The organism is Pseudomonas fluorescens (genome assembly GCF_030344995.1).
GTDB lineage: Bacteria > Pseudomonadota > Gammaproteobacteria > Pseudomonadales > Pseudomonadaceae > Aquipseudomonas > Aquipseudomonas fluorescens_BF.
This window is the reverse complement of the sequence record NZ_CP128260.1, coordinates 1,237,753-1,262,415: the sequence shown is the minus strand read 5'-3', so window position 1 is coordinate 1,262,415 and position 24,663 is coordinate 1,237,753. Positions and strand designations below refer to the sequence as shown.

Annotated in this window: 21 protein-coding genes; 11 read left to right on the top strand and 10 right to left on the bottom strand. The window is 60.1% G+C overall.

Going from position 1 to position 24,663, the window contains the following annotated elements; genetic code table 11:
* The first annotated feature begins 77 nt into the window (after nucleotides 1–77).
* The 3 genes from QR290_RS05555 to QR290_RS05545 are packed head-to-tail and all read left to right on the top strand — an operon-like array spanning nucleotide 78 to nucleotide 1,937.
* Nucleotides 78–452 carry a septal ring lytic transglycosylase RlpA family protein gene (locus QR290_RS05555; protein ID WP_039769262.1) on the top strand — a complete coding sequence of 125 codons (375 nt, stop codon included), beginning with the start codon at nucleotides 78–80 and terminating at the stop codon, nucleotides 450–452.
* 46 nt (nucleotides 453–498) lie between these two features.
* Entirely contained in the window at nucleotides 499–1,560 is a 1,062-nt protein-coding gene (locus tag QR290_RS05550; RefSeq protein WP_115076545.1) for a calcium/sodium antiporter, read from the top strand.
* A complete protein-coding gene (locus QR290_RS05545; RefSeq protein ID WP_011332452.1) occupies nucleotides 1,557–1,937 on the top strand; it encodes a carboxymuconolactone decarboxylase family protein in 381 nt (126 codons plus the stop codon). Before QR290_RS05550 ends, QR290_RS05545 begins: the two co-directional genes overlap by 4 nt.
* A 9-nt stretch (nucleotides 1,938–1,946) precedes the next feature.
* Here QR290_RS05545 and QR290_RS05540 read toward each other — a convergent pair whose 3' ends face one another.
* The 5 genes from QR290_RS05540 to kdgD form a co-directional block, all read right to left on the bottom strand.
* Complete coding sequence (locus QR290_RS05540) at nucleotides 1,947–2,888, bottom strand: AEC family transporter (protein WP_289204513.1); 942 nt, start codon at nucleotides 2,886–2,888, stop codon at nucleotides 1,947–1,949.
* A gap of 254 nt (nucleotides 2,889–3,142) precedes the next feature.
* On the bottom strand, nucleotides 3,143–4,696 hold the full coding sequence (gene garD, locus QR290_RS05535) for a galactarate dehydratase (protein WP_289204512.1): 1,554 nt from the start codon (nucleotides 4,694–4,696) through the stop codon (nucleotides 3,143–3,145).
* Nucleotides 4,697–4,707: 11 nt separating this feature from the next.
* A complete protein-coding gene (locus QR290_RS05530) occupies nucleotides 4,708–6,072 on the bottom strand; it encodes an MFS transporter (protein WP_115079899.1) in 1,365 nt (454 codons plus the stop codon).
* 99 nt (nucleotides 6,073–6,171) lie between these two features.
* Nucleotides 6,172–7,611 (bottom strand): aldehyde dehydrogenase family protein, encoded by a 1,440-nt coding sequence (locus QR290_RS05525; protein ID WP_289204511.1) that lies wholly within the window; start codon nucleotides 7,609–7,611, stop codon nucleotides 6,172–6,174.
* Nucleotides 7,612–7,672: 61 nt separating this feature from the next.
* Nucleotides 7,673–8,584: a 5-dehydro-4-deoxyglucarate dehydratase gene (kdgD, locus tag QR290_RS05520; protein ID WP_007953624.1), complete on the bottom strand. Its 912-nt coding sequence runs from the start codon at nucleotides 8,582–8,584 to the stop codon at nucleotides 7,673–7,675.
* 235 nt (nucleotides 8,585–8,819) lie between these two features.
* Here kdgD and QR290_RS05515 point away from each other — a divergent pair, with 235 nt between their 5' ends.
* From QR290_RS05515 to QR290_RS05505, 3 genes are all read left to right on the top strand, one after another.
* Nucleotides 8,820–10,118 carry a phospholipase gene (locus tag QR290_RS05515; RefSeq protein WP_289204510.1) on the top strand — a complete coding sequence of 433 codons (1,299 nt, stop codon included), beginning with the start codon at nucleotides 8,820–8,822 and terminating at the stop codon, nucleotides 10,116–10,118.
* 11 nt (nucleotides 10,119–10,129) lie between these two features.
* Nucleotides 10,130–10,321: a hypothetical protein gene (locus QR290_RS05510; protein ID WP_115076543.1), complete on the top strand. Its 192-nt coding sequence runs from the start codon at nucleotides 10,130–10,132 to the stop codon at nucleotides 10,319–10,321.
* A gap of 102 nt (nucleotides 10,322–10,423) precedes the next feature.
* Complete coding sequence (locus QR290_RS05505; RefSeq protein ID WP_115076542.1) at nucleotides 10,424–10,798, top strand: hypothetical protein; 375 nt, start codon at nucleotides 10,424–10,426, stop codon at nucleotides 10,796–10,798.
* Between the two features lie 4 nt (nucleotides 10,799–10,802).
* Here QR290_RS05505 and QR290_RS05500 read toward each other — a convergent pair whose 3' ends face one another.
* The 4 genes from QR290_RS05500 to QR290_RS05485 form a co-directional block, all read right to left on the bottom strand.
* Nucleotides 10,803–11,549, bottom strand: a complete 747-nt coding sequence (locus QR290_RS05500) for a FadR/GntR family transcriptional regulator (protein ID WP_205350843.1) — start codon at nucleotides 11,547–11,549, stop codon at nucleotides 10,803–10,805.
* A gap of 131 nt (nucleotides 11,550–11,680) precedes the next feature.
* Nucleotides 11,681–13,408 (bottom strand): ABC transporter ATP-binding protein/permease, encoded by a 1,728-nt coding sequence (locus tag QR290_RS05495; RefSeq protein ID WP_115076541.1) that lies wholly within the window; start codon nucleotides 13,406–13,408, stop codon nucleotides 11,681–11,683.
* 96 nt (nucleotides 13,409–13,504) lie between these two features.
* Nucleotides 13,505–14,065, bottom strand: a complete 561-nt coding sequence (locus QR290_RS05490) for a response regulator transcription factor (RefSeq protein WP_115076540.1) — start codon at nucleotides 14,063–14,065, stop codon at nucleotides 13,505–13,507.
* Complete coding sequence (locus tag QR290_RS05485; protein ID WP_011332442.1) at nucleotides 14,058–15,320, bottom strand: ATP-binding protein; 1,263 nt, start codon at nucleotides 15,318–15,320, stop codon at nucleotides 14,058–14,060. The genes QR290_RS05490 and QR290_RS05485 overlap by 8 nt, the downstream gene beginning before the upstream one ends.
* 226 nt (nucleotides 15,321–15,546) lie before the next feature.
* Between QR290_RS05485 and QR290_RS05480 the strand changes: the two genes are divergently transcribed.
* Nucleotides 15,547–16,263: an SIMPL domain-containing protein gene (locus QR290_RS05480; protein ID WP_096818907.1), complete on the top strand. Its 717-nt coding sequence runs from the start codon at nucleotides 15,547–15,549 to the stop codon at nucleotides 16,261–16,263.
* A gap of 75 nt (nucleotides 16,264–16,338) precedes the next feature.
* Here the strand turns inward: QR290_RS05480 and QR290_RS05475 are convergent, their stop codons facing one another.
* Complete coding sequence (locus tag QR290_RS05475; RefSeq protein WP_289204509.1) at nucleotides 16,339–16,698, bottom strand: DUF6124 family protein; 360 nt, start codon at nucleotides 16,696–16,698, stop codon at nucleotides 16,339–16,341.
* Nucleotides 16,699–17,611: 913 nt separating this feature from the next.
* Here QR290_RS05475 and QR290_RS05470 point away from each other — a divergent pair.
* From QR290_RS05470 to QR290_RS05455, 4 genes are all read left to right on the top strand, one after another.
* Nucleotides 17,612–19,213: an ABC transporter substrate-binding protein gene (locus QR290_RS05470; protein WP_289204508.1), complete on the top strand. Its 1,602-nt coding sequence runs from the start codon at nucleotides 17,612–17,614 to the stop codon at nucleotides 19,211–19,213.
* A 260-nt stretch (nucleotides 19,214–19,473) separates the two neighbouring features.
* Nucleotides 19,474–21,099, top strand: a complete 1,626-nt coding sequence (locus tag QR290_RS05465) for an ABC transporter substrate-binding protein (protein ID WP_289204507.1) — start codon at nucleotides 19,474–19,476, stop codon at nucleotides 21,097–21,099.
* A gap of 300 nt (nucleotides 21,100–21,399) precedes the next feature.
* Nucleotides 21,400–22,998, top strand: coding sequence for an ABC transporter substrate-binding protein (locus QR290_RS05460; RefSeq protein ID WP_289204506.1), 1,599 nt, complete (start codon nucleotides 21,400–21,402; stop codon nucleotides 22,996–22,998).
* A gap of 177 nt (nucleotides 22,999–23,175) precedes the next feature.
* Nucleotides 23,176–24,591 (top strand): OprD family porin, encoded by a 1,416-nt coding sequence (locus QR290_RS05455; RefSeq protein WP_115076535.1) that lies wholly within the window; start codon nucleotides 23,176–23,178, stop codon nucleotides 24,589–24,591.
* Nucleotides 24,592–24,663 lie beyond the last annotated feature (72 nt).

Genomic DNA, 24,663 nt, shown 5'->3' with positions numbered 1-24,663 from the left:
CATTCAACATTGATGCTGAATGTGACGGCTTCTTCGCGAGCAAGCTCGCTCCCACATTGTTATTTGGGAGCTTTCGAATGAAACGTCTGCTCGGCGCCTGCGCCCTGCTCTCTTTGCTGGCCGGTTGCGCCAGCACCGACACCATCGACCCGCACGGTTACGACCAGACCGGCGTCGCCTCCTATTATGGTGCCAAGCACCACGGTAAACGCACCGCCAGCGGCGAAGCGTTCAACCAGAATTCCCTGACCGCCGCCCACCGCCAATTGCCGTTCGGCACCCGGGTGAAGGTCACCAATCTGAAAAACGATGAGTCCGTCGTGGTCCGCATCAACGACCGTGGCCCGCACACCCGTGGCCGTCTGATCGATGTTTCACGTGCGGCGGCCGAACAGCTCGGTATGCTGCGCAGTGGGACCGCCCGGGTCCGGGTGCAGGCCCTCGACGACTGATGGAGCGTCCACCATTTTCGGACTGACCGACTTACCCCTGATCAGCGTGATCGAATTGCTCAGCGGGCTGTTCCTGCTGATCGCCGGCGCCGAGCTGATGGTGCGCGCCGCGGTGCGCCTTGCCGCACGTCTGCATGTGCGACCGCTGATCATCGGCCTGACCATCGTCGCCCTCGGCAGCAGCGCCCCGCAAATGGCCGTCAGCCTGCAAGCCGTGCAGGCGCACACGCCGGACATCGCCGTCAGCAGCGTGATCGGCAGCAGCATTTTCAATATTCTCGTCACCCTCGGCCTGTCGGCGCTGATCATTCCGTTGCGGGTATCGCGGCAACTGGTGCGCCTCGACATCCCGTTGATGATCGGCGCCAGCCTGCTGGTGTTCGTGCTGGCGTGGAATGAAGAGCTCGGGCGCCTCGACGGCATACTGCTGCTTGGCGCCTTAGGGCTTTACCTCGGGTTGTTGCTGCGCCAGTCGCGGCACTCGACCCGACCGCATTCCGATCAACCGCACGATCCGCAGGCGCCGTGGTTTACCAGCCTGCTGATGATTGTCGGCGGTCTGGGCATGCTGGTGTTCGCCGGGCATCTGCTGCTGGGTGCGGCCGTGGTCGTCGCCACTGACCTGGGATTCTCCGAACGCGTGATCGGCCTGACCGTGGTTGCGGTCGGCACTTCGCTGCCGGAACTCGCCACCTCGCTGATCGCCGCGTTGCGCGGTCAGCGCGACATCGCCGTGGGCAACGTGATCGGTGCCAACCTGCTCAACCTGCTCGGGGTGCTGGGCCTCACCGCACTGATCGCGCCGACACCGCTGTCGGTCTCGCCGAACGCACTGGATTTCGACCTGCCGGTAATGCTCGGCGTCGCCGCGCTGTGCCTGCCGGTGTTCTATTCCGGTTACCGCGTGACACGGGCTGAAGGCCTGTTGCTGCTTGGCTTGTACTTGGCGTACGGGCTGCACGTGGTGTCGTTCACCACCGGCATGCCACTGGCCGGCAAACTCGAGCGACTGATGCTGTTTTATGTGCTGCCGACGCTGCTGACGTTTCTGTTTTTCACGTCCGTGCGCGCCTGGCGCCGCCAACACCACAAGAGGGATGTGCCATGACCGAATCGAAGAAGTCCGGGGTTGAAGTCCGCCGTCAGGTAATGGGCGACGCGTTTGTCGACCGCGCGCTGGGCAATGCCACCGAGTTCACTCAACCCTTGCAGGATTTCGTCAACGAACACGCCTGGGGCGGCGTCTGGAATCGCGAAGGTTTGCCGCTAAAAACCCGCAGCCTGATCACTCTCGCTGCGCTGACAGCACTGAAGTGCCCGCAGGAATTGAAGGGTCACGTGCGCGGCGCGTTGAACAATGGCTGCACGGTCGATGAGATCCGCGAAGCGCTGCTGCATTGCGCGGTGTATGCCGGCGTGCCAGCGGCGATCGATGCGTTTCGTGCGGCGCAGGAAGTGATCGACAGTTACCAGAAGCCCGAGTAACCGCAGACTTCAGATCCAACCGCCCCATTGCAAAAAGAAGATCCCGATGTTGGTGGTGATCGCCGCCATCAACGTGGTCAGCACGATGATCGCCGCTGCCAGTTCATGGTTGCCCTGGGCCGCACGGGCCATGACAAAACTGGCGGCGGCGGTCGGGCTGCCGAAGTACAGAAACAGAATCCCCAGCTCCGCCCCGCGAAAGCCCCACAGCCATGCACCCAGCGTGGCGATCACCGGCAGGCCGATCATCTTCACCAGACTCGAACTGAGCGCCATGTTGCCGCTCTTGCGCAGCGCCGCCAGCGACAGCGTGCCACCAATGCAGATCAGCGCCAGCGGCAGCGTGGTTTGCGCCAGATACTGGCCGGAGGTTTCCAGCCAGCCCGGCAGACCGATCTTGAAATAGGCGAACGGCGCCGCCGCGATCACGCTGATGATCAGCGGATTGCTGACCACGCTTTTGCAGATACTCCACGGATCGGACTTGATCACCGGGCTGTACACCGCCAGCACGATGGTCGACAGGGTGTTGTAGAAGAGGATCACCAGCGCCGCGAGAATCGCCCCGAGGGAAATTCCGTAGTCGCCGTACATGCTCGCGGCCAGCGCCAGGCCGATCACTCCGTTGTTGCCGCGAAACGCGCCTTGCGTGTAGATGCCGCGATCTTCGCGCGGGCAGCGGAAAATCGCCCAGCCCCAGGCCACGGCAAAACTGAGCAGCGTGGCGAGGGCGAAATAGATCAGCAGCGCCGGTTGTAGCGCGGCGTGCAGGTCGGCGTGAAGGATGCCGAGAAACAGCAGCGCCGGCATGGTGACGTTGAACACCAGCGACGAAGCCGTGTGGATGAAGTTGTCGTTGATCCAGTCGATGCGTTTGAGCAGCACACCGAGAAACAGCATGGCAAACACCGGCGCGGTGATGTTCAGGGTTTCGAGGAAGATTGCCAGCATGCCGGGGGTAACCTTGGGTGAGCGTCATTGGGTTCTAATGATAAGCCAAAAGCCCCTCACCCTAGCCCTCTCCCGGAGGGAGAGGGAACCGATCGGGGGATATTCAAAATATCCGCCGACCTGAAATGACATCGCTGAATCCATAATCAACTCGATTTTTCAGGTCGATGTTTGACGCAAGATAACTCGGTCGGCCCCCTCTCCCTCCGGGAGAGGGCTGGGGTGAGGGAAGGCTTTTGATCTGTCCGAGATCATCAAGTAATCGGCGCCGGATTGAATAACGTAATGTCGTTATGCAGCTTGTGCTTCTCCGCCCACGTCTGCTGTTTGCCGCTCGCCACATCCAGGTAGTAGTGGAACAACTCCCAGCCCAACTCCTCGATGGACGCACGTCCGGTAGCAATCCGCCCGGCATCGATGTCGATCAGATCCGGCCAGCGCTGCGCCAGCTCCGTACGGGTCGAAACCTTCACCACCGGCGCCATGGCAAGACCATAGGGCGTACCACGCCCGGTAGTGAACACATGCAGGTTCATCCCCGCCGCCAGTTGCAACGTACCGCAGACAAAGTCACTCGCCGGCGTCGCACAGAAAATCAAACCCTTCTGCTTGAAGCGTTCCCCAGGACCGAGCACACCGCTGATCGCACTGCTGCCGGATTTGACGATCGAGCCCAACGACTTCTCGACGATGTTCGACAACCCGCCCTTCTTGTTGCCCGGCGTGGTGTTGGCGCTGCGATCCGCCTCGCCTTTGGCAAGGTACCGGTCGTACCAGTCCATCTCGCGCACCAGTTCCTCGGCAACGGTTTTGCTCTGCGCACGTGAGGTCAGCAGGTAGATCGCATCGCGCACTTCGGTGACTTCGGAAAACATCACCGTCGCCCCCGCCCGCAGCAGCAAGTCCGACGCATAACCGAGCGCCGGGTTGGCGGTGATCCCGGAAAACGCATCACTGCCGCCGCACTGCATGCCGAGGATCAGCTCGGACGCCGGCACGGTTTCCCGGCGGCGCTGGTCGAGTTTCTTCAGGCGGACTTCGGCCAGTTCCATGATCTGCTCGATCATCTCGGTGAAACCGTGACTGGAATCCTGCAGGCGATACAGCCACGGCTCGCTCAGATCCACCGACGCGTCGTCATCGTGCATCACCTGCCCGGCCTGCAATTTCTCGCAACCCAGACTGATCACCAACGCCTCGCCACCGAGGTTCGGGTTGCGCGCGAGATTGCGCACCGTACGGATCGGGATGTAAGCATCGGTGGCCGTGATGGCCACGCCGCAACCGTAACTGTGGGTCAGCGCCACCACGTCATCGACGTGCGGGTACTTCGGCAACAGTTCGTCCTTGATGCGTTTTACCGCGTGATCCAGCACCCCGGTGACGCATTGCACGGTGGTGGTGATCCCGAGGATGTTGCGCGTGCCAACGGTGCCGTCGGCGTTGCGATAACCCTCGAATGTGAAGCCCTCCAGCGGTGCCTGGGCGGCCGGCACATCGGTGGACAGCGGCAGGCTGTCCAGCGGCGGCGCGGTCGGCATGCGCAGTTGATCTTCCTTGACCCAACTGCCACGGGGAATCGGCTGCAACGCGTAGCCAATGATCTGGCCGTAGCGAATCACCGTGCCGCCCTCGGGGATGTCCACGAGGCTGACCTTGTGACTCTGCGGCACAAAATCCACCGTCACCAGGCCATCGGCAAATGCGGTGCCGGCCGGAACGCCCTGGTCATTGACCACTACCACTACGTTGTCCCGCTCGTGCAGGCGGATGTAGCGCGGCGAGTCGGAATGTTCAATCAACTGCATGACGCCGCTCCTCAGGAATGCGCTTGAGACAATTTACCAGCCGCTTCGGAACCGCCATTGGTTGGCGGCTCTTTCAGTACCACACGTTTGATCGGGCCGACGATCACCAGGTAGCTGAACACCGCCACCAGCGCGTTGGCGCCGACAAACACCAGCGCCCATTTGAACGAACCGGTGGAACTGATGATGTAGCCGATGACGATCGGGGTGGTGATCGACGCGATGTTGCCGAAGGTGTTGAACAGGCCACCGCTCAGACCGGCGATCTGTTTCGGCGAAGTGTCGGACACCACCGCCCAACCCAGCGCGCCCACGCCTTTGCCGAAGAACGCCAGGGCCATGAAGCCGACCACCATCCATTCCACTTCAACATAGTTGCAGGCCACGATGCTGCTCGAAACCAGCAGACCGGCGATGATCGGCGCCTTGCGGGCGAAGGTCAGCGAGTGGCCCTTGCGCAGCAGGTAATCGGAAATCACCCCGCCGAGGACGCCACCGATAAAGCCGCAGATCGCCGGCAACGAGGCGATGAAACCCGCCTTGAGGATGGTCATGCCGCGCTCCTGCACCAGGTACACCGGGAACCAGGTCAGGAAGAAATAGGTGATGCCGTTGATGCAGTACTGCCCCAGGTACACGCCGAGCATCATGCGGTTGGTCAGCAGCTGGCGGATGTAATCCCATTTCGGGCCATCAGCCTTTTTGCCTTGTTTCTGGTCCATGTCGACCATGCCGCCGTTGTCGGCGATGAACTTCACTTCAGCTTCGTTGGCCATCGGGTGTTGACGCGGGCTGTGGATAATCTTCAGCCAGACCAGCGAGAACACGATGCCCAGAATACCCATGACGATGAACACGTGCTCCCAACCAAAGGTGAACACGATCCAGCCCATCAGCGGTGCGAACAGCACGGTGGCGAAGTATTGCGCCGAGTTGAAGATCGCCGAAGCGGTGCCGCGTTCAGCGGTCGGGAACCAGGCCGCAACAATGCGTGCGTTGCCGGGGAACGATGGCGCCTCGGCCAGACCGACCAGGAAGCGCAACATGAACAGCGCCACAATGGCCGTGGACATGCCGAACTCACCGACAAAGCCTTGCAGCACGGTGAACAGCGACCAGGTGAAGATGCTCAGGGCATAGACTTTTTTCGAGCCGAAGCGATCGAGCAACCAGCCACCGGGAATTTGCCCGGCCACGTAGGCCCAACCGAATGCAGAGAAGATGTAGCCGAGGGTGACCGCGTCGATGCCGAGGTCTTTTTGCAAACTGGAACCGGCGATCGCGATGGTGGCGCGGTCGGCGTAGTTGATCGTGGTCACCAGGAACAGCATGAGCAGGATCAAATAGCGGACGTGAGTCGGCTTGGACGATTGCATGTAGATGTACTCCCACTGATTATTTTTATGCGGGTAAAACATTCTTTGGTCTTGTGCCGCGCAGGGCCTCAGGCGAAGGCCCGGCGCGGGTGCAGCGATTTACGAACCGATGTAGCTGGTCTTCACGACCGTGTAGAACTCTTGCGCATAGCGGCCTTGCTCACGTGAGCCATAGGATGAACCCTTACGGCCACCGAACGGAACGTGGTAATCGACACCGGCGGTCGGCAGGTTGACCATCACCATCCCGGCCTGGGAATGACGCTTGAAGTGGTTGGCGTACTTCAGCGACGTGGTGGCGATGCCCGCCGACAGGCCGAATTCGGTGTCGTTGGCCATGGCCAGTGCAGCCTCGTAATCGGCCACGCGGACGACGTTGGCCACCGGGCCGAAGATCTCTTCGCGGCTGATGCGCATCGACGCTTCGCTGTCGGCGAACAGGGTCGGCGCGAGGAAGTAGCCTTCGGTGTCGCAGGTCACCAGACCACCGCCGCTGACCACGCGCGCACCTTCGGACTGGCCGATGTCGATGTACTTCAGGTCCTGTTCAAGCTGCGCCTGCGAGACCACCGGACCGATGTCGGTGCCGGCCTTCAGCGCGTGACCGACCTTGATCGACTTCATGCGCTCGGCCATGGCTTCGACGAACTTGTCGTGAATCCCGGCGGTGACGATCAAGCGGCTCGACGCGGTGCAACGCTGGCCGGTGGAGTAGAACGCGCTCTGCACCGACAGCTCGACCGCCTGCTTGAGGTCGGCGTCGTCGAGAATGATCTGCGGGTTTTTGCCGCCCATTTCCAGCTGAACCTTGGCCTGGCGCGACACGCAGTTGACGGCAATCTGACGGCCCACACCAACGGAGCCGGTGAAGCTGATGCCATCGACTTTCGGGCTGTTGACCAGCGCTTCACCGACCACGCGGCCGCTGCCCATCACCAGGTTGAACACGCCGGCCGGGAAGCCTGCACGGGAGATGATTTCGGCCAGCGCCCAGGCGCAACCCGGCACCAGATCCGCCGGCTTCAACACCACGCAGTTGCCGTAGGCCAGGGCCGGGGCGATTTTCCACGACGGGATGGCAATCGGGAAATTCCACGGGGTGATCAGGCCGACCACACCAAGCGCTTCGCGGGTGACTTCAACGTTGACGCCCGGACGCACCGACGGCACGTAGTCGCCAGACAGACGCAGGCATTCACCGGCGAAGAACTTGAAGATGTTACCGGCGCGGGTTACTTCGCCGATGGCTTCCGGCAAGGTCTTGCCCTCTTCCCGGGCCAGCAGGGTGCCGAGTTCTTCGCGACGGGCGAGGATTTCGGTGCCGACTTTATCGAGCGAGTCGTGACGGGCCTGAATGCCCGAGGTCGACCAAGCCGGGAACGCAGCGCGGGCGGCGTCGATGGCGGCGTTGACCTGAGCCAGGTCAGCCTTGGCGTAGTCGCCGATGGTGTCGCTCAGCTCGGACGGGTTAATGTTGACCGAGTAATCGTTGCCGGCGACCCATTCACCGTTGATGTAGTTGTCATAGCGCTTGGTCACGAATCATTCTCCTGACGCAAAAGGCCGCTGATCGCTCAGCGGCCTTGTTTATAGGGTTGTGTTACTGCGCACCTTGCTTGTCGATCAGCGCGGCGAGCATTTCGTACTCTTCGCGGGTCAGGTCGGTCAGCGGCGCCCGCACCGGGCCTGCGTCATAGCCGGCGATCTTGGCGCCCGCCTTGACGATGCTCACGGCGTAGCCGGCTTTGCGGTTGCGGATGTCCAGGTACGGCAGGAAGAAGTCGTCGATGATCTTGCCGACGGTGGCGTGATCTTCGCGAGCAATCGCGTGGTAGAAATCCATCGCGGTTTTCGGGATGAAGTTGAAGACCGCCGAGGAGTAGACCGGCACGCCCAGGGCCTTGTAGGCAGCGGCGTAGACTTCGGCGGTCGGCAGACCACCGAGGTAGCTGAAGCGATCGCCGAGACGACGACGGATCGACACCATCAGTTCGATATCACCGAGACCGTCCTTGTAACCGATCAGGTTCGGGCAGCGCTCGGCCAGACGCTCCAGCAGCGGCGCGGTCAGGCGGCAGACGTTGCGGTTGTACACCACCACACCGATGTTCACCGATTTGCACACCGCTTCAACGTGGGCGGCAACGCCGTCCTGGCTGGCTTCGGTCAGGTAGTGCGGCAGCAGCAACAGGCCTTTGGCGCCCAGACGCTCGGCTTCCTGAGCGTATTCGATGGCCTGGCGGGTCGAACCACCGACACCGGCAAGGATCGGCACGCTGCTGGCGCAGGTGTCGACGGCGGTCTTGATGATTTCCGAATATTCGCTGGCAGCGAGGGAGAAGAACTCACCGGTGCCACCGGCGGCGAACAGGGCTGAAGCACCATACGGGGCCAGCCATTCCAGGCGTTTGATGTAGCCAGCGCGGTTGAAATCGCCCTGAGCATTGAAATCGGTCACCGGGAACGACAGCAGGCCGGCGGAGAGGATGGACTTCAGTTCTTGTGGATTCATTATTCGAACACCCTGGTAGCAACGTTTTTTGTGAGTGGACCGTTCAGCCTTCGCCGAAGTTGTAGGTCATCGTACAACTTAAAAGATAACCGTCAACTGCATTTCATCGCTGGGAAGCATTTTTTGTCGGACAGGATTTCTTTTTGACGTAGGAGATTTCTCGTCTAGGCTCGATTTAACTGTATATGCATACAGTTAAATAAAAACCTGCCGACGACATATCAAGGAGAAAGAAATGTCCGGTCTACAACCAAAATGCCTTGAAAAAGCCACACCGGTCATCGCGCGATTCGATGATCTTTTCACTCCCGGCGGCATCGCCTTCAGTGCTGATAATGCGCACTTACTGCTGCACATCGCCGACTCGCACAGCGATGTCGAACCCGTGCCCACCCTGCCCGCTCAAGCCTTGAAAGGCATACCGCAATTACGCTTCGAAGGCGCGGAACACACGGCTATCGGCGATAACACCCGGCTGCGCTTCGTTGAAAATGCCGAGCCGGTGCTCGCGCAAAACGTGCCGCTGCATCTGCCGAACGGATTGGCGCTGACCTACGGCCAGGTGCTGGCGCTGGGCGGTGATTTCTACGGAGTTGTCGAGCGGCCGATCAACGAAGGATCGACCCCGGCTGATCGCCTTCAGCGCTTCACGGCGGCCTTCGACACCCTCGCCGCGCTGCCCGCTTCAAAGGCCGAAGCGATACAGATTCTCTCGATCATGCAAAAGGAGATCGACGCCGTTAATCAGGCGATCAAGGAAGGCAAGCAACCTCATGAGGCTTATGACGCGTTGGGAGATACGTTGTCGGAAGAGTGGAACAAGATCACCGGCGGCGGCAGTTTTGTCTCGGCCCTGATCCCGCTCGGGCGCTATCTGAAACTGGCAGCGAACAACGCCGACCACTTCGGCGAATGGGCTCGCCTGGCCTACATCGCCGGACATACCGCCGCCCTGCAAACCGCCGCTGCCGCTCACGCCAGTCAAGACGAACTGCAACTGGAACGGGCCTACGCGATGAATGCATTCGCCGACCACTACCTCACCGACCTGTTCTCTTCCGGGCATTTGCGAGTGCCGCGCAAAGCCATGGCCGCCGCCGTGACACCGAGCGACCTGGGTTCGCTCATCACTCGCTTCATGCACGATGAAGACAGCAAGTTCGGGCTCAAGGTACGCAACGGACATGGCGAGCAATGGCGGGCATTCGGTGACAAGCGCTACTTCGACGCCACCGACGCCGACAACCGCCATCAAGTGAATCAGGCGGTACAGGATTCGGCGGACGAGGTGTATGCCGCGTATTCAAGCGGCAGCGTGCCGACCACCTCCAACGCGCTGCAACGGTTGCCGGATCTGACAGCCGTGCTGGATCCGGCCAACAACTTCTCGCCACTGTTCCGCCTTCAGGGCAACAAAGTCCTGCGGCGCAAGGACGTCAACAACCTCAACGACACCGCCACCGTCGACGACTGGTGGGGCTGGAGCACTTACCTGCTGCTCAAGGACTACCACCCGACCGGCAACACGAATTAAGGAGCGATTCGATGACGATCAAATTGAAACTGGAACTGGCCTCGGGCCAATCGTTGAAAGGTGCGCCGCTGCAATTGCTGCGCGACGGCGTGGCCATCGCCCGGGCGTCGGTGGACGCTCAGGGCCAGGCGACGTTCGACGTCAGGCCCGGCCCGGGCAAACTGGCGGTCAGGGTGGACCGTTCGATTCTGCCCCGAAGCTGAAATGCCCGGACAAGATTGCCCCGGCGCGCCTCAGCGATTCGCCGGGTAAAGTGCGACGACTGCCGCGAAGGATCGCGGCAGATCTTTCAAGGAGAACGAAGCATGACGTTTGCCACTGCACACCTTCCACAATTCCCCGACCACGCCAGCGACTCGATCATCCTGCGGTTGTCGACGCTGGATGACGACCTGATCGTTCAGGTACCCGATGGGCAGAACACACCGCCGAACTGGGATGTGTACCCGATCCTCGGTGATGATCCTGAAGAGCCTGATTGGCTGGGCCTGTCGGAACCGACCGGCGTCTGGGATGACGCACTCGATGACATGGTCGGCCTGACCGGGATCGAACTGAGCATCCCGAAATTCGAGCTGGAAAAGTACCTGAACAGTACCGTTGAGCTGCGCTACAAGTTTGCCGACGAGTCCAGTCTCGAGCCTTGTTCCGAACCCTTGAAACTCTACATCAAAGCCTGATTTCTCAGCCCTGCGCCTGCGCTTCTTCGTGCGCCTGACGCAGCCGTTCGCGGCTGTTGGTCAGGTGCAGGCGCATGGCCGCGCGGGCCGCATCGGAATCCTGACGGGCGATGGCGTCGTAGATTTCCTCGTGCTCGCGGCTCAGGCGATTCATGTAGTGCTGCTGATCGTCATGGGCCAGGCGCGCCGAGTTCAGCCGCGTACGCGGAATGATGCTGGTGCCCAGGTGGGTCATGATGTCGGTGAAGTAGCGGTTGCCGGTGGACAGCGCGATTTGCAGGTGAAACTGAAAGTCCGAGGCCACCGCATCGCTGGCGTGGGCCACGCTTTCGTTCAACGCATCGAGGGCGGCGCGCATCGCGGCCAGTTGTTCGGCGCTGCGACGTTGCGCGGCGAGGCCGGCGGATTCGACTTCCAGGCTGATACGGAATTCGAGAATTGCCAGTACATCACGCAGAGTGACCACTGTAGCCGGATCGATCCGGAAACCGCTGGGGCTCGGGGTGTCGAGCACGAAAGTGCCGATGCCATGACGGGTTTCCACCTGACCTGCGGCCTGTAGCCGGGAGATCGCCTCGCGCACCACGGTGCGGCTGACACCATGGGCTTCCATGATCGCCGACTCGGTGGGCAACTTGTCGCCACGCTTGAGCAGACCGTCGCGGATCTGCTCGGTCAGCACCGTCACCAGTTCTTGAGCCAGGCTGCGGCGCTTGCGAGGGAGGCGCGGGGTGTCGATCAGGTTTTCCATGGTCTGCATCTTGTCTCGAAAATTCGGCTTGTGGGCATCATAGCTCAAGCGGGTTGTACGATCACTTTCCGTTTCCACACAAAACCTGTGGGAGCTGGCAAGCCAGCTCCCACGAGGAACGTATGGATATATCAGGCGGTCACGGTCTGCTCGACCAGATGCCCGCCATCGATCCGCACATGTCGTGGATGGAAGCGCTTGAGACTGCTGCGATGGCCGACGCTGACGATGCTCAGGCCCGGCAACTGATCGATCAGCGCCTGATACAGCGTGGCTTCGTCTTCTTCATCCATCGCCGACGTCGCTTCGTCCATGTACAGCCATTGCGGCGCGTAAAGCAGCGCGCGGGCGAAGGCCAGACGTTGCTGTTCACCCGGCGAGAGCATGCGCTGCCAGTGGTTGGCCTCGTCCAGTCGCGCCACCAGATGCGGCAAACGGCAGGTTTCCAGCACTTGTGCATAACGCTCTGGCGCGTAGGTGTCGCCCGGTTGTGGATAACTCAAGGCGTCGCGCAGGGTGCCGATCGGCAGATACGGTTTCTGCGGCAGGAACAGATAACGCGACGCCGGCAAGCGAATGCTTCCGTGCCCCGCCGGCCACAGATGCCCCATTGCCCGCAGCAGTGTCGACTTGCCGCTGCCGGAACGGCCGCTGAGCATCACGCGGTCGCCCGCTTCCACAGTCATGTCAGCGCTGGTCAGCAGATGACGACCGTCAGCCAGATCCAGGCCCAGATTATGAACCTTCAGCTCATCGCCCTGATTCTGCACATCGATGGCCGGCGAGCGCTCTTCGTTATCAGTCATTGCCTGCCGGAAGCTCAACAGACGATCAGAGGTGGCTTTCCAGGCCGCCAGCGACGCATAGGCATCGATGAACCAGCTAAAGTTCTCCTGCACGTTGCCAAACGCCGAGTTGATCTGCATCAGTTCACCCAGCTCGATCTTGCCGGACAGGTAACGGGGGGCCGCAACGATGAAGGGGAAAATGATTGCGATCTGGCCATAACCCGAGGTGAAGAACGTCAGGCGCTTGGACACCCGCATGATGTCCCAGAAGTTGTGCCAGACCAGACCGAAGCGGCTGCTCAGACGACGGTTTTCGTTGGGCTCGCCGTTGTACAGCGCGATGCTCTCGGCGTTTTCGCGCACCCGTACCATGGAGAAACGCAGGTCCGCTTCGAACCGTTGTTGCTGGTTGTTCAGGCCGATCAGACGTCGACCGATCAAGTGTGTCAGCCAACTGCCGACCGCCGCGTACAGCAGCGCACACCAGAACATGTAGCCCGGAATTTCGATGCCGAAAACTTCGATGCTGCCGGACACGCCCCACAGAATGATCGAGAACGACACCAGGCTGACGACTGTGCGGATCAACCCCAGAGCGAGACTCAGGGTCGTACTGGTGAACGTGTTGAGGTCTTCGGAAATCCGTTGGTCAGGGTTATCGGTATAGCCGCCCTGCTCCAGCTGGTAGTAGTTCTTGTGCCCCAGCCAGCGCTTGAAATGGTTTTCGGTGAGCCACGCACGCCAGCGGATGGTGAGCATTTGCGTCAGATACTGGCGGTACACCGCACCGAGAATGGCCACGGCCGCAATGCCGCAGAAGTACAGGATCAACTGCCAGAACGCCGCCTCATCCTTCTTTTGCAGGGCGTTGTAGAAATCCTTGTACCAACTGTTGAGCCACACCGAGATGCCCACGCTGAACAGCGACAGGGCGATGACGGCGATCAGCAACGTCCAGGCCTTGCCCTTCTCTTCGCTGCGCCAATAAGGCGTGGTCATGGCCCACACCTTGCGAAAAAACTGCCCGCGCACAGCATCGTTGACCGCGGAATATTCAGCGTTCTGATTCATGGAAAAGGCTCGATAAAGAAAAGAACAGACACGCACCGATCATAGATGATCGGTGCGTTTTATCGCGAGGGCTGGCGATGGTCGTTCAGCGCAGGTTCAGCGACGAACCGGGCGCTTCTGCAGTTTGCGCTGCAGAGTGCGGCGGTGCATGCCCAGGGCGCGGGCAGTGGCGGAGATGTTGCCTTCGTGCTCGGTCAGCACGCGCTGGATGTGCTCCCACTGCAGGCGATCCACCGACATCGGGTTTTCCGGCACCAGGCTGTCGAGGTCGGCGTGTTCGGACAGCAGCGCTGCCAGCACATCGTCGGCGTCGGCCGGTTTGCACAGGTAATTGCAGGCGCCGCGCTTGATCGCTTCGACCGCGGTGGCAATGCTCGAGTAACCGGTGAGGATCACCACGCGCATTTCCGGGTCCAGCTCCAGCAGCTTCGGCAGCAGGACCAGGCCGGAATCGCCGTCCATTTTCAGGTCCAGCGCCGCATAGTCCGGCAGATCGGCCTGGGCGATGGTCAGGCCTTCCTCGGCAGAACCGGCGGTGCTGACGCGGAAACCACGGCGGGCCATGGCACGGGCCATCACCCGGGTGAAGGTCGCGTCGTCATCGACCAGCAGCAAATGCGGCAGTTCTTCGCCTTCGACTTGGATTTCGTCATTCATGTTGCTCTCCTCGGGCGCCGTGGGGCAGGCGCAGCTCGGTGAGCGTGCCGCCTTCCTCATGACTATAGAGTTTCACTGAGCCGCCGGCGCGTGTCACGCTGGCCTTGCTCAAAAACAGGCCCAGGCCGAAACCTTTGCCCTTGGTGGTAAAAAACGGTTTGCCAATCTGCTCGGCGATGGCCAGCGGCACACCGGCGCCATGATCGCGGATGCTGATGGTCAGGTCTTCGGCCGTCCAGTCCAGGGTCACCTGTAGGTTTTCCGGGCAGGCATCGGCGGCGTTGTTCAATAGATTCAACAGTGCCTGGGTCAGATCCGGCGGCGGCGCCACACGTGGCAACGGGCCCTGGCCGAGACGCTGGAAGCGGTAACTCGCTTCCGGGCGCATCAGGTGCCAGCGATTGAGCGCTTCGTCGAGCCACTCGGTGACGTCCTGCATCTCCACCGCCATCCGGCGATTGGCTTCGGCGGCGCGCACCAGTTGTTGCAGGGTCTCCTTGCAGAGTTTCACCTGATCCTTCAGCACCTTCAGGTCTTCCTGAAGCATCGGATCGTGATGATCCTGCTGCATTTCGTTGAGCAACACGCTCATGGTCGCCAGCGGCGTGCCAAGTTCATGGGCAGCACCGGCGGCCTGAGTCGCCACGGCCAACAATTGCTGATCGCGCAGGCCTTCTTCGCGACGGATCGCCCGCAACTCTTCCTGCCGGCGCAGCTCTTCAGCCATGCGCGCGGCGAAGAAGGTAATCACCGCTGCCGCCAGGGCGAAGCTCAGCCACATGCCGTAGATCTGCAGGTTCTCCCGGGCCACCGGCAGGGTTTCCAGCGGATAGAAGTGCGTCAGCATCAATGTGTACAAGGCCAGCGCAATACCCGACAGCACCACCGAATAACGCCACGGCAGCGTCACCGCAGCGATGGTCAGCGGCACCAGATAATACGAAACGAACGGGTTGGTCGAACCACCGGAGAAATACAGCAAGGCACTGTGGATAACCAGATCGCAAGCCAGTTGCAGCGCGTATTCAAGCTCGGTGACCGGCCACGAAGTGCGCAGGCGCACGGCGGTGAACACACATAGCAGAATCGAACAGCCGAGGGTCATCACCAGTTGCACCCACGGCAACGGCAACAGATCCAGCCAGTAGGCCAGGCCCACGGAACCGGCCTGCGCGGCGAGCACCAGGGTGCGGATGAAAGTCAGCCGCCAGAGGTTCTGGCGAGTGGCGGAAGTCAGTTGTACGGGGGCGAGCATGAGCTCTCCTGATGAGCGCTCCAGGCGGATCGCACGGAGTATAACCAAGGCGCGCGCTTGAGAGGCGAAAGTGCGGCAAACGACCACATGGCAAAAAGCTTCGCGGCGGCTATAAGGCCCATCTGTATAGAAGTTGTAACTGGGCGAACCGGATCATAAAAGCTAGAGTCTGATGGTTTCACGCAGGCCCCCGAACCATCACCTGCGCCCTCATCAAGGAGCTTTCATGCACACATTTCGCCGCAGCGCCGCCCTTCTCGCCCTGACCGTCGGCAGCGTCGCCAGCCTTCCGGCCCTGGCCGCCGATGAGCTGCACTACAACCAGATTTCCCTGCGCGCCGAAGTCAGCCAGGAAGTGGCCCGCGACCTGATGATCGTGACCCTCTACACCGAAGAACAGAACACTGACCCTGCCAAACTCGCCGCCGACGTCAGCACCACCATGAACAAGGCCCTGGCCCAGGCCAAGCAAGTCAAAGACATCACCCTGCGCCAGGGCAGCCGCAACAGCTACCCGATCTACGACACCAAGGGCCAGAAAATCACCGGCTGGCGCGAACGCGCCGAACTGCGCCTGGAAAGCGCCGACTTCGCCGCCCTGTCCAAACTCACTGGCGAGCTGCTGACCGACCTGAAAATGGGCGGCATGGACTTCGCCATCGCCGACCCGACCCGCAAGGCCAGCGAAGACAAATTGCTGAAAGAAGCCGTCACCGCCTTCAAGGCCCGCGCCCAACTGGCCACCGACGCCCTGGGCGGCAAGGGCTACAAAATCGTCAACCTGAACCTCAACAGCAACGGCTTCCCACAACCGTACATGCGCGCCCCGATGATGATGAAAGCCGCCGGCATGGACGCAGCACCCGTCACGCCTGAAGTCGAAGCCGGCACCAGCCAGGTCAGCCTGACGGCCGATGGCTCGATTGAAGTGTTGATGCAGTGATTGAGTAACGGCTGAATGAAAAACCGGCGATCAGAAAATGATCGCCGGTTTTTTTTATGCCCGGGATTTGGGTTATCAGGTTTGCGGATCAACCCGGTCCAGCGCGCGGTTCACTGCGAGCTCAGCCAGCATGATGATCTGCTGGATACCCAGCGCAGTACTGCGCTGCGGACCCGAAAGCTCATTGGCGAAATTGCTGGAGATGGTACTGGCCGAGGCCAGGGATTCGCAGGCATTGGCCAGCAGGCTTTCGGTGTCGACGTTGGGAGTGACCATATACATCGTGCTCGGGCGCGGTTTGGAAGGGTTGGGGCAGAGATAAAAATCGAGGGCGCGTTTGATGGCTTCGCGGTTGCGAGCGAGGTCTTCGGCGCGCATGGCTTCTTCGAGTGGGGTGGGTGTTTCGAGGGGTGGGTCGGGGACAACCTTGTTCATTGATTAACTCCTTGCTGACTTGAAGCCACCAAATGCCGTTCTCACGCGGCGAAGAGGTGGCAGCTATGTGCGGGGTGAGAAACCGGGCAAGGAGATTCCGGCCAGACCAAAGTCTGCCCGCACACAGCCGCCATAAATCAATTACTGGCAGCAGAAAGCTGGCGGCAATTATGGTCGGACTGACGTTTGAATAACACTCGCTTGCCTGGGTTCTCACACCCAATCACAGAGTTTTCTGCGACAACCAAAGACTAGGGATCGTGCTTCCGACGGACAACCTGAAAACCTTGTGGGAAGGATCCTGTGTTGTTGTTGAGATTTAAACAGCTTCAAAAGCTGCCCTCACCCTAGCCCTCTCCCGGAGGGAGAGGGGACTGACCGCGTCGTTTAAATGAAATACTCCGACGTGAGATATCGAAGGTGAATTCAAAATCTGAAAAGCACACAAACCGCTCTAAGCTGTTGCCCCACCACCACTCAACAGGATGAGCGTTAGCTCGGCTGCAGCTCTTGATCTTGATTCACGGGCGACGTCGGAAGGCTGAGTGGAGGGATTTATCCGGGGGTGGGAGCGCAGCGACCGTTTGGAGAAGCCAAACACATCGAGAGGAGGTGCAGCGAAGCAAACCGTAGGCGATGCCCCCCGGATGAATCCCGGAGCGAAGGAACCCCGAGCCTTAGCGAGCGGGCCGGACGTAGGAGCAAGCGTTTTTGGTTACTTTTTAGGCGTTTGTAAAAAGTGACCCGCCGTAAGGGCGGAACCCTAAGAAGCCGTTACCGCAGCAACGGATATGTACACAACCCCCCCAGATATACCGAGATAGACGCACCCCCTCAAAAAACGATATTTCCGAACCCCCTCAAATCCCCGCTAACCTCAAGGAACAACCACCTCCAGACCCACGGGCCAGACATGCAAAGATCCACCCTCAAACCACTCCTGATCACCCTGGCCCTCACCGCCATAACCCCAATCGCAAACGCAGCCACAACCCTGGTCTACTGCTCCGAAGCCAGCCCCGCAGGCTTCGACCCCAGCCAATACACCAGCGGCACCGACTTCGACGCCTCCGCCGAAACCGTCTTCAACCGCCTAACCCAATTCAAACGCGGCGGCACCGAAGTCGAACCCGGCCTGGCGACGAACTGGGACGTAAGCCCGGACGGCCTCCAGTACACCTTCCACCTGCGCCAAAACGTAAAATTCCACACCACCGACTACTTCACCCCCACCCGAACCTTCAACGCCGACGACGTCCTCTTCACCTTCCAGCGCCTGCTCGACCCGGAGAACGCCTTCCGCAAGGCCTACCCCGCCGAATCCCCCTACTTCACCGACATGGGCCTGAACACCACGATCAAATCCGTGGAAAAATTCGACGAAAACACCGTGCGTTTCAACCTGAACAACGTCGACGCCGCCTTCGTGCAAAACCTCGCCATGAGCTTCGCCTCGGTGCAATCGGCCGAATACGCCGCCCAACTGTTGAAGGAAGGCCACGCCGCCGACCTCAACCAGAAACCGGTCGGCACCGGCCCGTTCGTGTTCAAGCGTTACCAGAAGGACGCGCAGATCCGCTATGCCGCCAACAAGGACTACTGGAAACCCGAGGACGTGAAGCTCGATAACCTGGTGTTCTCGATCACCCCGGACGCCGCCGTCCGCCTGCAAAAGCTCAAGACCGGCGAATGTCAGGTCAGCGGCTACCCACGCCCGGCCGACATCGAAGTGATGGAAAAAGACCCGAATCTGCGGGTGTTGAAACAGGCCGGTTTCAACCTCGGCTTCCTCGCCTACAACACCACCCATCCGCCGCTGGATCAGCTCAAAGTGCGCCAGGCCCTGGACATGGCCATCGACAAACCGGCGATCATCAAAGCGGTTTACCAGAGTGCCGGGCAGTTGGCGCAAAACGCCTTGCCGCCAGCGCAATGGTCGTTCGATCCGAACATTAAAGACGCGCCGCATGACCCTGCAAAAGCCAAGGCGCTACTCAAGGAAGCCGGGGTTGCACCGGGTACAACCATCAATCTCTGGGCCATGACCGTGCAGCGCGCCTCGAACCCGAATGCGCGGATGTCGGCGCAGATGATCCAGCAGGACTGGGAGAAGATCGGTATCAAGGCCAACATCGTCAGCTATGAATGGGGCGAGTACATCAAACGCGCCAAGAATGGCGAGCACGACGCGATGATCTACGGCTGGACCGGTGACAACGGCGACCCCGACAACTGGCTGGGCGTGCTTTACAGCTGCGCGGCGGTGAAGGGCAGCAACTACGCCAAGTGGTGCGATCCGGCCTACGACAAGCTGGTGCAGCAGGCCAAGGTGTCCACCGATAAAACGCAACGGGTAAAACTGTATCAACAGGCGCAACTGATCCTTAAACAGCAGGTGCCGATCACGCCGATCGCCAATTCCACGGTGTTCCAGCCACTGCGCAAGGAAGTCACCGACTTCAAGATCAGCCCGTTCGGTCTAACCCCCTTCTATGGGGTGGGTATAAATAAGTAACACCCGGCCCCAATCCGGCGCGCACAACGTGACCAGCGCACCGTTTTGGGGCTTCGTTTGCACCGTAAAAACCGGCCGCAAACGGTCAAATGCGTCAGAAGTTATACGGATGCGACATTAAGGTACGTTCGTGCCACGCTTTGACGCCGCCGAGCGCTCTGGATCTTGCATTGGGTATGGGCCCTGCATAAGTATCCGCAGGCACGACTCACGAGGTCGTACCTCACTACTAAAAAATGACAACAAATCATGAGGCCAACATGCTTAAACACGCGGTCATTCCGTTTTTAGTCGGCGCAGGCTTGTTAGCCTCCGCACCTTTCGCCACCGCTGCGACTAACCTGGTGTTCTGCTCCGAAGGCAGCCCGGCCGGTTTCGATCCAGGCCAATACACCACCGGAACCGACTTCGACGCCTCAGCCGAAACCATGTTCAACCGTCTGACCCAGTTCGAGCGTGGCGGTACCGCCGTGATTCCTGGTCTGGCGACCAAGTGGGACATTTCTGATGACGGCCTGACTTACACCTTCCATCTGCGTGAAGGCGTCAAGTTCCACACCACCCCGTATTTCAAGCCGACTCGTGAGTTCAACGCCGACGACGTGCTGTTCACCTTCAATCGCATGATTAACAAGGATGACCCGTTCCGTAAGGCGTACCCGACCGAATTCCCGTACTTCACCGACATGGGGATGGATACCAACATCACCAAGATCGATAAAGTCGACGACCACACCGTCAAGTTCACCCTGAAAGAAGTCGACGCCGCGTTCATTCAGAACATGGCGATGAGCTTCGCGTCTGTTCAGTCCGCCGAGTACGCAGCCCAGCTGCTGAAGGAAGGCAAGGCTGCCGACATCAACCAGAAGCCGATCGGCACTGGTCCGTTCGTGTTCAAGAGCTACCAGAAAGACTCCAACATCCGTTACACCGGCAACAAGGACTACTGGAAGCCTGACGACGTGAAGATCGACAACCTGATCTTCGCCATCACCACCGACCCGTCGGTACGTATCCAGAAGCTGAAAAAGAACGAGTGCCAGGTCACCCTGTTCCCGCGCCCGGCCGACCTCGCGGCACTGAAAGCCGATCCTGCGTTGAAGATGCCTGACCAGGCCGGTTTCAACCTGGGCTACATCGCCTACAACGTGATGGACAAGGTCAAGGGCAGCAACGAGCCTAACCCGCTGGCCGACCTGCGCGTCCGCCAGGCCCTGGACATGTCGGTCAACAAACCACAGATCATCGACTCGGTTTACCAGGGCGCCGGCCAACTGGCCGTCAACGCCATGCCACCGACCCAGTGGTCCTACGACACCACCATCAAGGACGCCAAGTACGATCCTGAGAAAGCCAAACAGCTGCTCAAGGAAGCCGGCGTCAAGGAAGGTACCGAGATCGTCCTGTGGGCGATGCCGGTTCAGCGTCCCTACAACCCGAACGCCAAGCTGATGGCTGAAATGCTTCAGTCCGACTGGGCGAAGATCGGCCTGAAAGTGAAGATTCAAAGCTACGAGTGGGGCGAGTACATCAAGCGCTCCAAAGGTGGCGAGAACCAGGGCATGCTGATTGGCTGGAGCGGTGACAATGGTGATCCGGACAACTGGCTCAACGTGTTGTTTGGTTGCGACTCCCTGAGTGGCAACAACTTCTCCAAATGGTGCGACAAGAAATTCGACGGCCTCGTAAAAGAAGCCAAGCGCACTACTGACCAGGCCAAGCGCACCGAACTCTACAAAGAGGCGCAGCACGTCCTCAAAGATGCAGTCCCTATGACACCTATCGCTCACTCGACGGTGTATCAACCCATGCGCGCCAACGTGCAGGACTTCAAGATCAGCCCATTCGGCTTGAACTCCTTCTACGGCGTCAGCGTCAGCAAATAAAAGAGGCAGCGGCGACGTATTCAGCGTCGCCGCTGTTTTTTTTACCGAGAAGTTAGGAATTTGCCTACAGCCTTTTCCGCCCAGTCTTACCGGGTTGGTTTAGGACGCGTTGCCTTTTCCTACGAGTCTTTAGGACTCAGCGCATTTACTGCCAGACCCACGGCCCCTACCGTCGGGTTCTGACCAGTGACTGCGTGGGCTATCGGTTTTGCTGCCGTATTGGTTTGAGCTCAATGCCGCCACAACATCCCTGGACGGGATCGCGGCGCATTGAAAAACACTAAAAAAAGAGGGAGCGTCATGCGCCATACCTTGGTTTTTTCCGCATTGCTGGGCGCCGGTCTGTTGGCCGCCACGTCCGCCAGTTTCGCCGCCAGCAACAGTCTGGTGTTCTGCTCAGAAGGCAGCCCGGCCGGTTTCGATACCGCGCAGTACACGACAGCGACCGATAACGACGCCGCCGAACCGCTGTACAACCGACTGGCCGAGTTCGAAAAAGGCGCGACCAATGTCGTACCGGGCCTGGCAACCAGCTGGGATATTTCCGAGGATGGTCTCAAGTACACCTTTCACCTGCGTGAAGGTGTGAAGTTTCATACAACTCCGTACTTCAAACCTACCCGCGACTTCAACGCCGACGACGTGCTGTTCACATTCAACCGCATGCTCGATCCGCAACAGCCATTCCGTAAGGCTTATCCGACCGAGTTCCCGTATTTCAACGGGATGAGCCTCAACAAGAACATCGCCAAGGTCGAGAAGACCGGGCCGCTGACCGTGCAGTTCACGCTCAACAGCGTCGACGCCGCGTTCATCCAGAACATCGCCATGAGCTTCGCCGCCATCCTGTCTGCCGAATACGCCGACAAGCTTCTGGCCGAAGGCAAGCCGAGCGACATCAACCAGAAGCCGATCGGCACTGGCCCGTTCGTCTTCAAGAGCTACCAGAAAGACTCGAACATCCGTTACACCGGTAACCCGCACTACTGGGACCCAAGCCGGGTGAAGCTGAAGAACCTGATTTTCGCGATCAATACCGACGCCTCGGTGCGCGTGCAGAAGCTCAAGGCCGGTGAATGCCAGATCACCCTGCACCCGCGCCCGGCCGATGTACCGGCACTGAAGAACGATCCGAAACTGCAATTGATCGAGAAACCGGGCTTCAACCTCGGCTACATCGCCTACAACGTGCGACACAAGCCGTTCGACCAGCTCGAAGTGCGCCAGGCGCTGGACATGGCGGTGAATAAACAGGGGATTCTCAACGCTGTTTATCAAGGCGCCGGCCAACTGGCTGTCAATGCCATGCCGCCGACCCAATGGTCCTACGACGACACCATCAAGGACGCTGCCTATAACCCGGAAAAAGCCAAAGAGCTGCTCAAGGCTGCCGGCGTCAAGGAAGGCACCGAGATCACCCTGTGGGCTATGCCGGTACAACGTCCGTACAACCCGAACGCCAAACTGATGGCCGAAATGCTCCAGGCGGACTGGGCCAAGATCGGTCTGAAAGTGAAGATCGTCAGCTACGAATGGGGCGAGTACATCAAGCGCACCAAGAATGGCGAGCACGACATCAGCCTGATCGGCTGGACCGGTGACAACGGGGATCCGGACAACTGGCTCGGCACGCTGTACAGCTGCGACGCCATCGGCGGCAACAACTACTCCATGTGGTGCGATCAGGCTTACGACAAGCTGATCAAGCAGGCCAAGGTCGTCACCGACCGTGACCAGCGCACCGTGCTCTACAAACAGGCCCAGCAACTGCTCAAGCAGCAAGTGCCGATCACGCCTGTCGCTCACTCGACGGTCAACCAGCCGCTGAGCGCCAAAGTCGAAGGGTTCAAGGTGAGCCCGTTCGGTCGCAACGTGTTTTCGGGTGTCAGCATCGATTAAACACCAAACCGATTAGCCGCAATGCTGAGGGGGCCGTCTACCCCCTCACGCAAGCGCTTTGCCGAAATTCGCCAATCAGGCCTTTTGCAAACGTTTGCGATGTGTGAATGAGTTCTAAACCAATAACCGGCCAACAAAAAAAAGCCGGCATAAAAAGAAAGTAAAGGAGCTTCACCCATGAAACTGAGCAACACCGCGATATTGGCCTTGGCCATCAGCAGCATCACCGCCACGGCTTACGCGGAAACCCAAAGCCAGGCGTTCACCCCCGTGACCGTCAACGAAAAAAGCGCCCAGGCTGAAGCTACCGGGTTCCTCGAAGGCAGCACTGTCAGCGGTACGACCCGTAACTGGTACGCCAACGAACAACTGAAGCGCGGCGGCAAGTTCACCTATCGCAAGGATGGCGTGGCCACTCCGACCGACCGCCGTATCAACTGGGTGCAAGGCACCATCGTCAAGTACAACTCGGGCTTCACCGAAGGCACCGTCGGTTTCAGCACCGAAGTGGCGGCGTACAACGCCATCGCGCTGGAGCGTGACCGCGAGAATCTGGCGTCCAACAACGGTGGCGCACCGGGCACCCGTCCAGGCGCGGGCAACAACCGTACCCTGACCCGTGAAGGCGGCGAAGCCCAGGGCCAGTGGAGCAAAGTCGGCCTGGCCAACGTCAAGGCGCGCATCTCCAACACCACCCTGACCGCCGGCCGCATGAACTTCAGCAGCCCGCAGGTTGATGTGATCGGCAACCGTCCGCTGCCATCGAGCTTCGAAGGTATCGCGATCCACAGCGAAGAGCTGAACAACCTGTCCTTCGACCTGGCCTCGTTCGACCGCGTTTCGCCGCGTACCGAAGAGAGCCTGAGCAAGTTCCGCTCCGAATACGGCGCGATCGATGCCGAAGCCGACCACGTTCACACCGGCGGCATCTCGTACCAGCCGTTCGCCAGCCTGACCACCAGCCTCTGGGGCACCCAGGCCGAAGACCTGTGGAACCAATACTACTTCGGCGCCACCCACGTGTTGGGTGACAGCTCGGTACTGGCCCTGACCACCGGTCTGAACTACTACAAGACCGTGGACGAAGGTAAGAAAAAGCTGGGCGAAATCGACAACGACACCTACTCCCTGTCGTTCGGCCTGACTCACCAGGCGCATACCCTGACCTTCTCCTACCAGGAAGTGAACGGTAACGAGTACTTCGACTACCTGCACGAAACCAACGGTATCTACCTGGCCAACTCCCTGCTGTCGGACTTCAACGGCCCGAACGAGAAATCCTTCCAGGTGGCCTACGGTCTGAACATGGCCGAATACGGCGTGCCAGGCCTGAAGTTCAACATCTACCAGGCCCGCGGCTGGGGCATCGACGGCACTCACTACAAGGGTGGCGGCTACGACGGCGTGCAGTCGATGGACGGCGAGCACCACTATGAATACGGCATCGGTGCCGCTTATGCCGTACAGAGCGGTCCTCTGAAAGCCACCACCGTTCGCGCGACCTACACCGCGCACCGTGCGAGCGAAAACCAGGCTGACGGCAGCATCAACGAGTTCCGTCTGGTGACCACCATCCCGTTCAACATCCTGTAAAAACGCCAGCCGACGGCTGACTCAGTGACGAGTCGGCCGTTCGGCTTTTTGTCTTCAACCGATTGCAGAGGG

Excerpts from the sequence above, each read along its gene's own strand:
- QR290_RS05500 (WP_205350843.1), bottom strand. The coding sequence starts at position 11,549 with ATGGAAAACCTGATCGACACCCCGCGCCTCCCTCGCAAGCGCCGCAGC.
- kdgD (WP_007953624.1), bottom strand. The coding sequence starts at position 8,584 with ATGAATCCACAAGAACTGAAGTCCATCCTCTCCGCCGGCCTGCTGTCG.
- QR290_RS05515 (WP_289204510.1), top strand. The coding sequence starts at position 8,820 with ATGTCCGGTCTACAACCAAAATGCCTTGAAAAAGCCACACCGGTCATC.
- QR290_RS05485 (WP_011332442.1), bottom strand. The coding sequence starts at position 15,320 with ATGCTCGCCCCCGTACAACTGACTTCCGCCACTCGCCAGAACCTCTGG.
- QR290_RS05510 (WP_115076543.1), top strand. The coding sequence starts at position 10,130 with ATGACGATCAAATTGAAACTGGAACTGGCCTCGGGCCAATCGTTGAAA.
- QR290_RS05475 (WP_289204509.1), bottom strand. The coding sequence starts at position 16,698 with ATGAACAAGGTTGTCCCCGACCCACCCCTCGAAACACCCACCCCACTC.
- QR290_RS05460 (WP_289204506.1), top strand. The coding sequence starts at position 21,400 with ATGCGCCATACCTTGGTTTTTTCCGCATTGCTGGGCGCCGGTCTGTTG.
- QR290_RS05545 (WP_011332452.1), top strand. The coding sequence starts at position 1,557 with ATGACCGAATCGAAGAAGTCCGGGGTTGAAGTCCGCCGTCAGGTAATG.
- QR290_RS05455 (WP_115076535.1), top strand. The coding sequence starts at position 23,176 with ATGAAACTGAGCAACACCGCGATATTGGCCTTGGCCATCAGCAGCATC.
- QR290_RS05480 (WP_096818907.1), top strand. The coding sequence starts at position 15,547 with ATGCACACATTTCGCCGCAGCGCCGCCCTTCTCGCCCTGACCGTCGGC.
- QR290_RS05530 (WP_115079899.1), bottom strand. The coding sequence starts at position 6,072 with ATGCAATCGTCCAAGCCGACTCACGTCCGCTATTTGATCCTGCTCATG.
- QR290_RS05465 (WP_289204507.1), top strand. The coding sequence starts at position 19,474 with ATGCTTAAACACGCGGTCATTCCGTTTTTAGTCGGCGCAGGCTTGTTA.
- garD (WP_289204512.1), bottom strand. The coding sequence starts at position 4,696 with ATGCAGTTGATTGAACATTCCGACTCGCCGCGCTACATCCGCCTGCAC.
- QR290_RS05470 (WP_289204508.1), top strand. The coding sequence starts at position 17,612 with ATGCAAAGATCCACCCTCAAACCACTCCTGATCACCCTGGCCCTCACC.
- QR290_RS05490 (WP_115076540.1), bottom strand. The coding sequence starts at position 14,065 with ATGAATGACGAAATCCAAGTCGAAGGCGAAGAACTGCCGCATTTGCTG.
- QR290_RS05555 (WP_039769262.1), top strand. The coding sequence starts at position 78 with ATGAAACGTCTGCTCGGCGCCTGCGCCCTGCTCTCTTTGCTGGCCGGT.
- QR290_RS05540 (WP_289204513.1), bottom strand. The coding sequence starts at position 2,888 with ATGCTGGCAATCTTCCTCGAAACCCTGAACATCACCGCGCCGGTGTTT.
- QR290_RS05495 (WP_115076541.1), bottom strand. The coding sequence starts at position 13,408 with ATGAATCAGAACGCTGAATATTCCGCGGTCAACGATGCTGTGCGCGGG.
- QR290_RS05505 (WP_115076542.1), top strand. The coding sequence starts at position 10,424 with ATGACGTTTGCCACTGCACACCTTCCACAATTCCCCGACCACGCCAGC.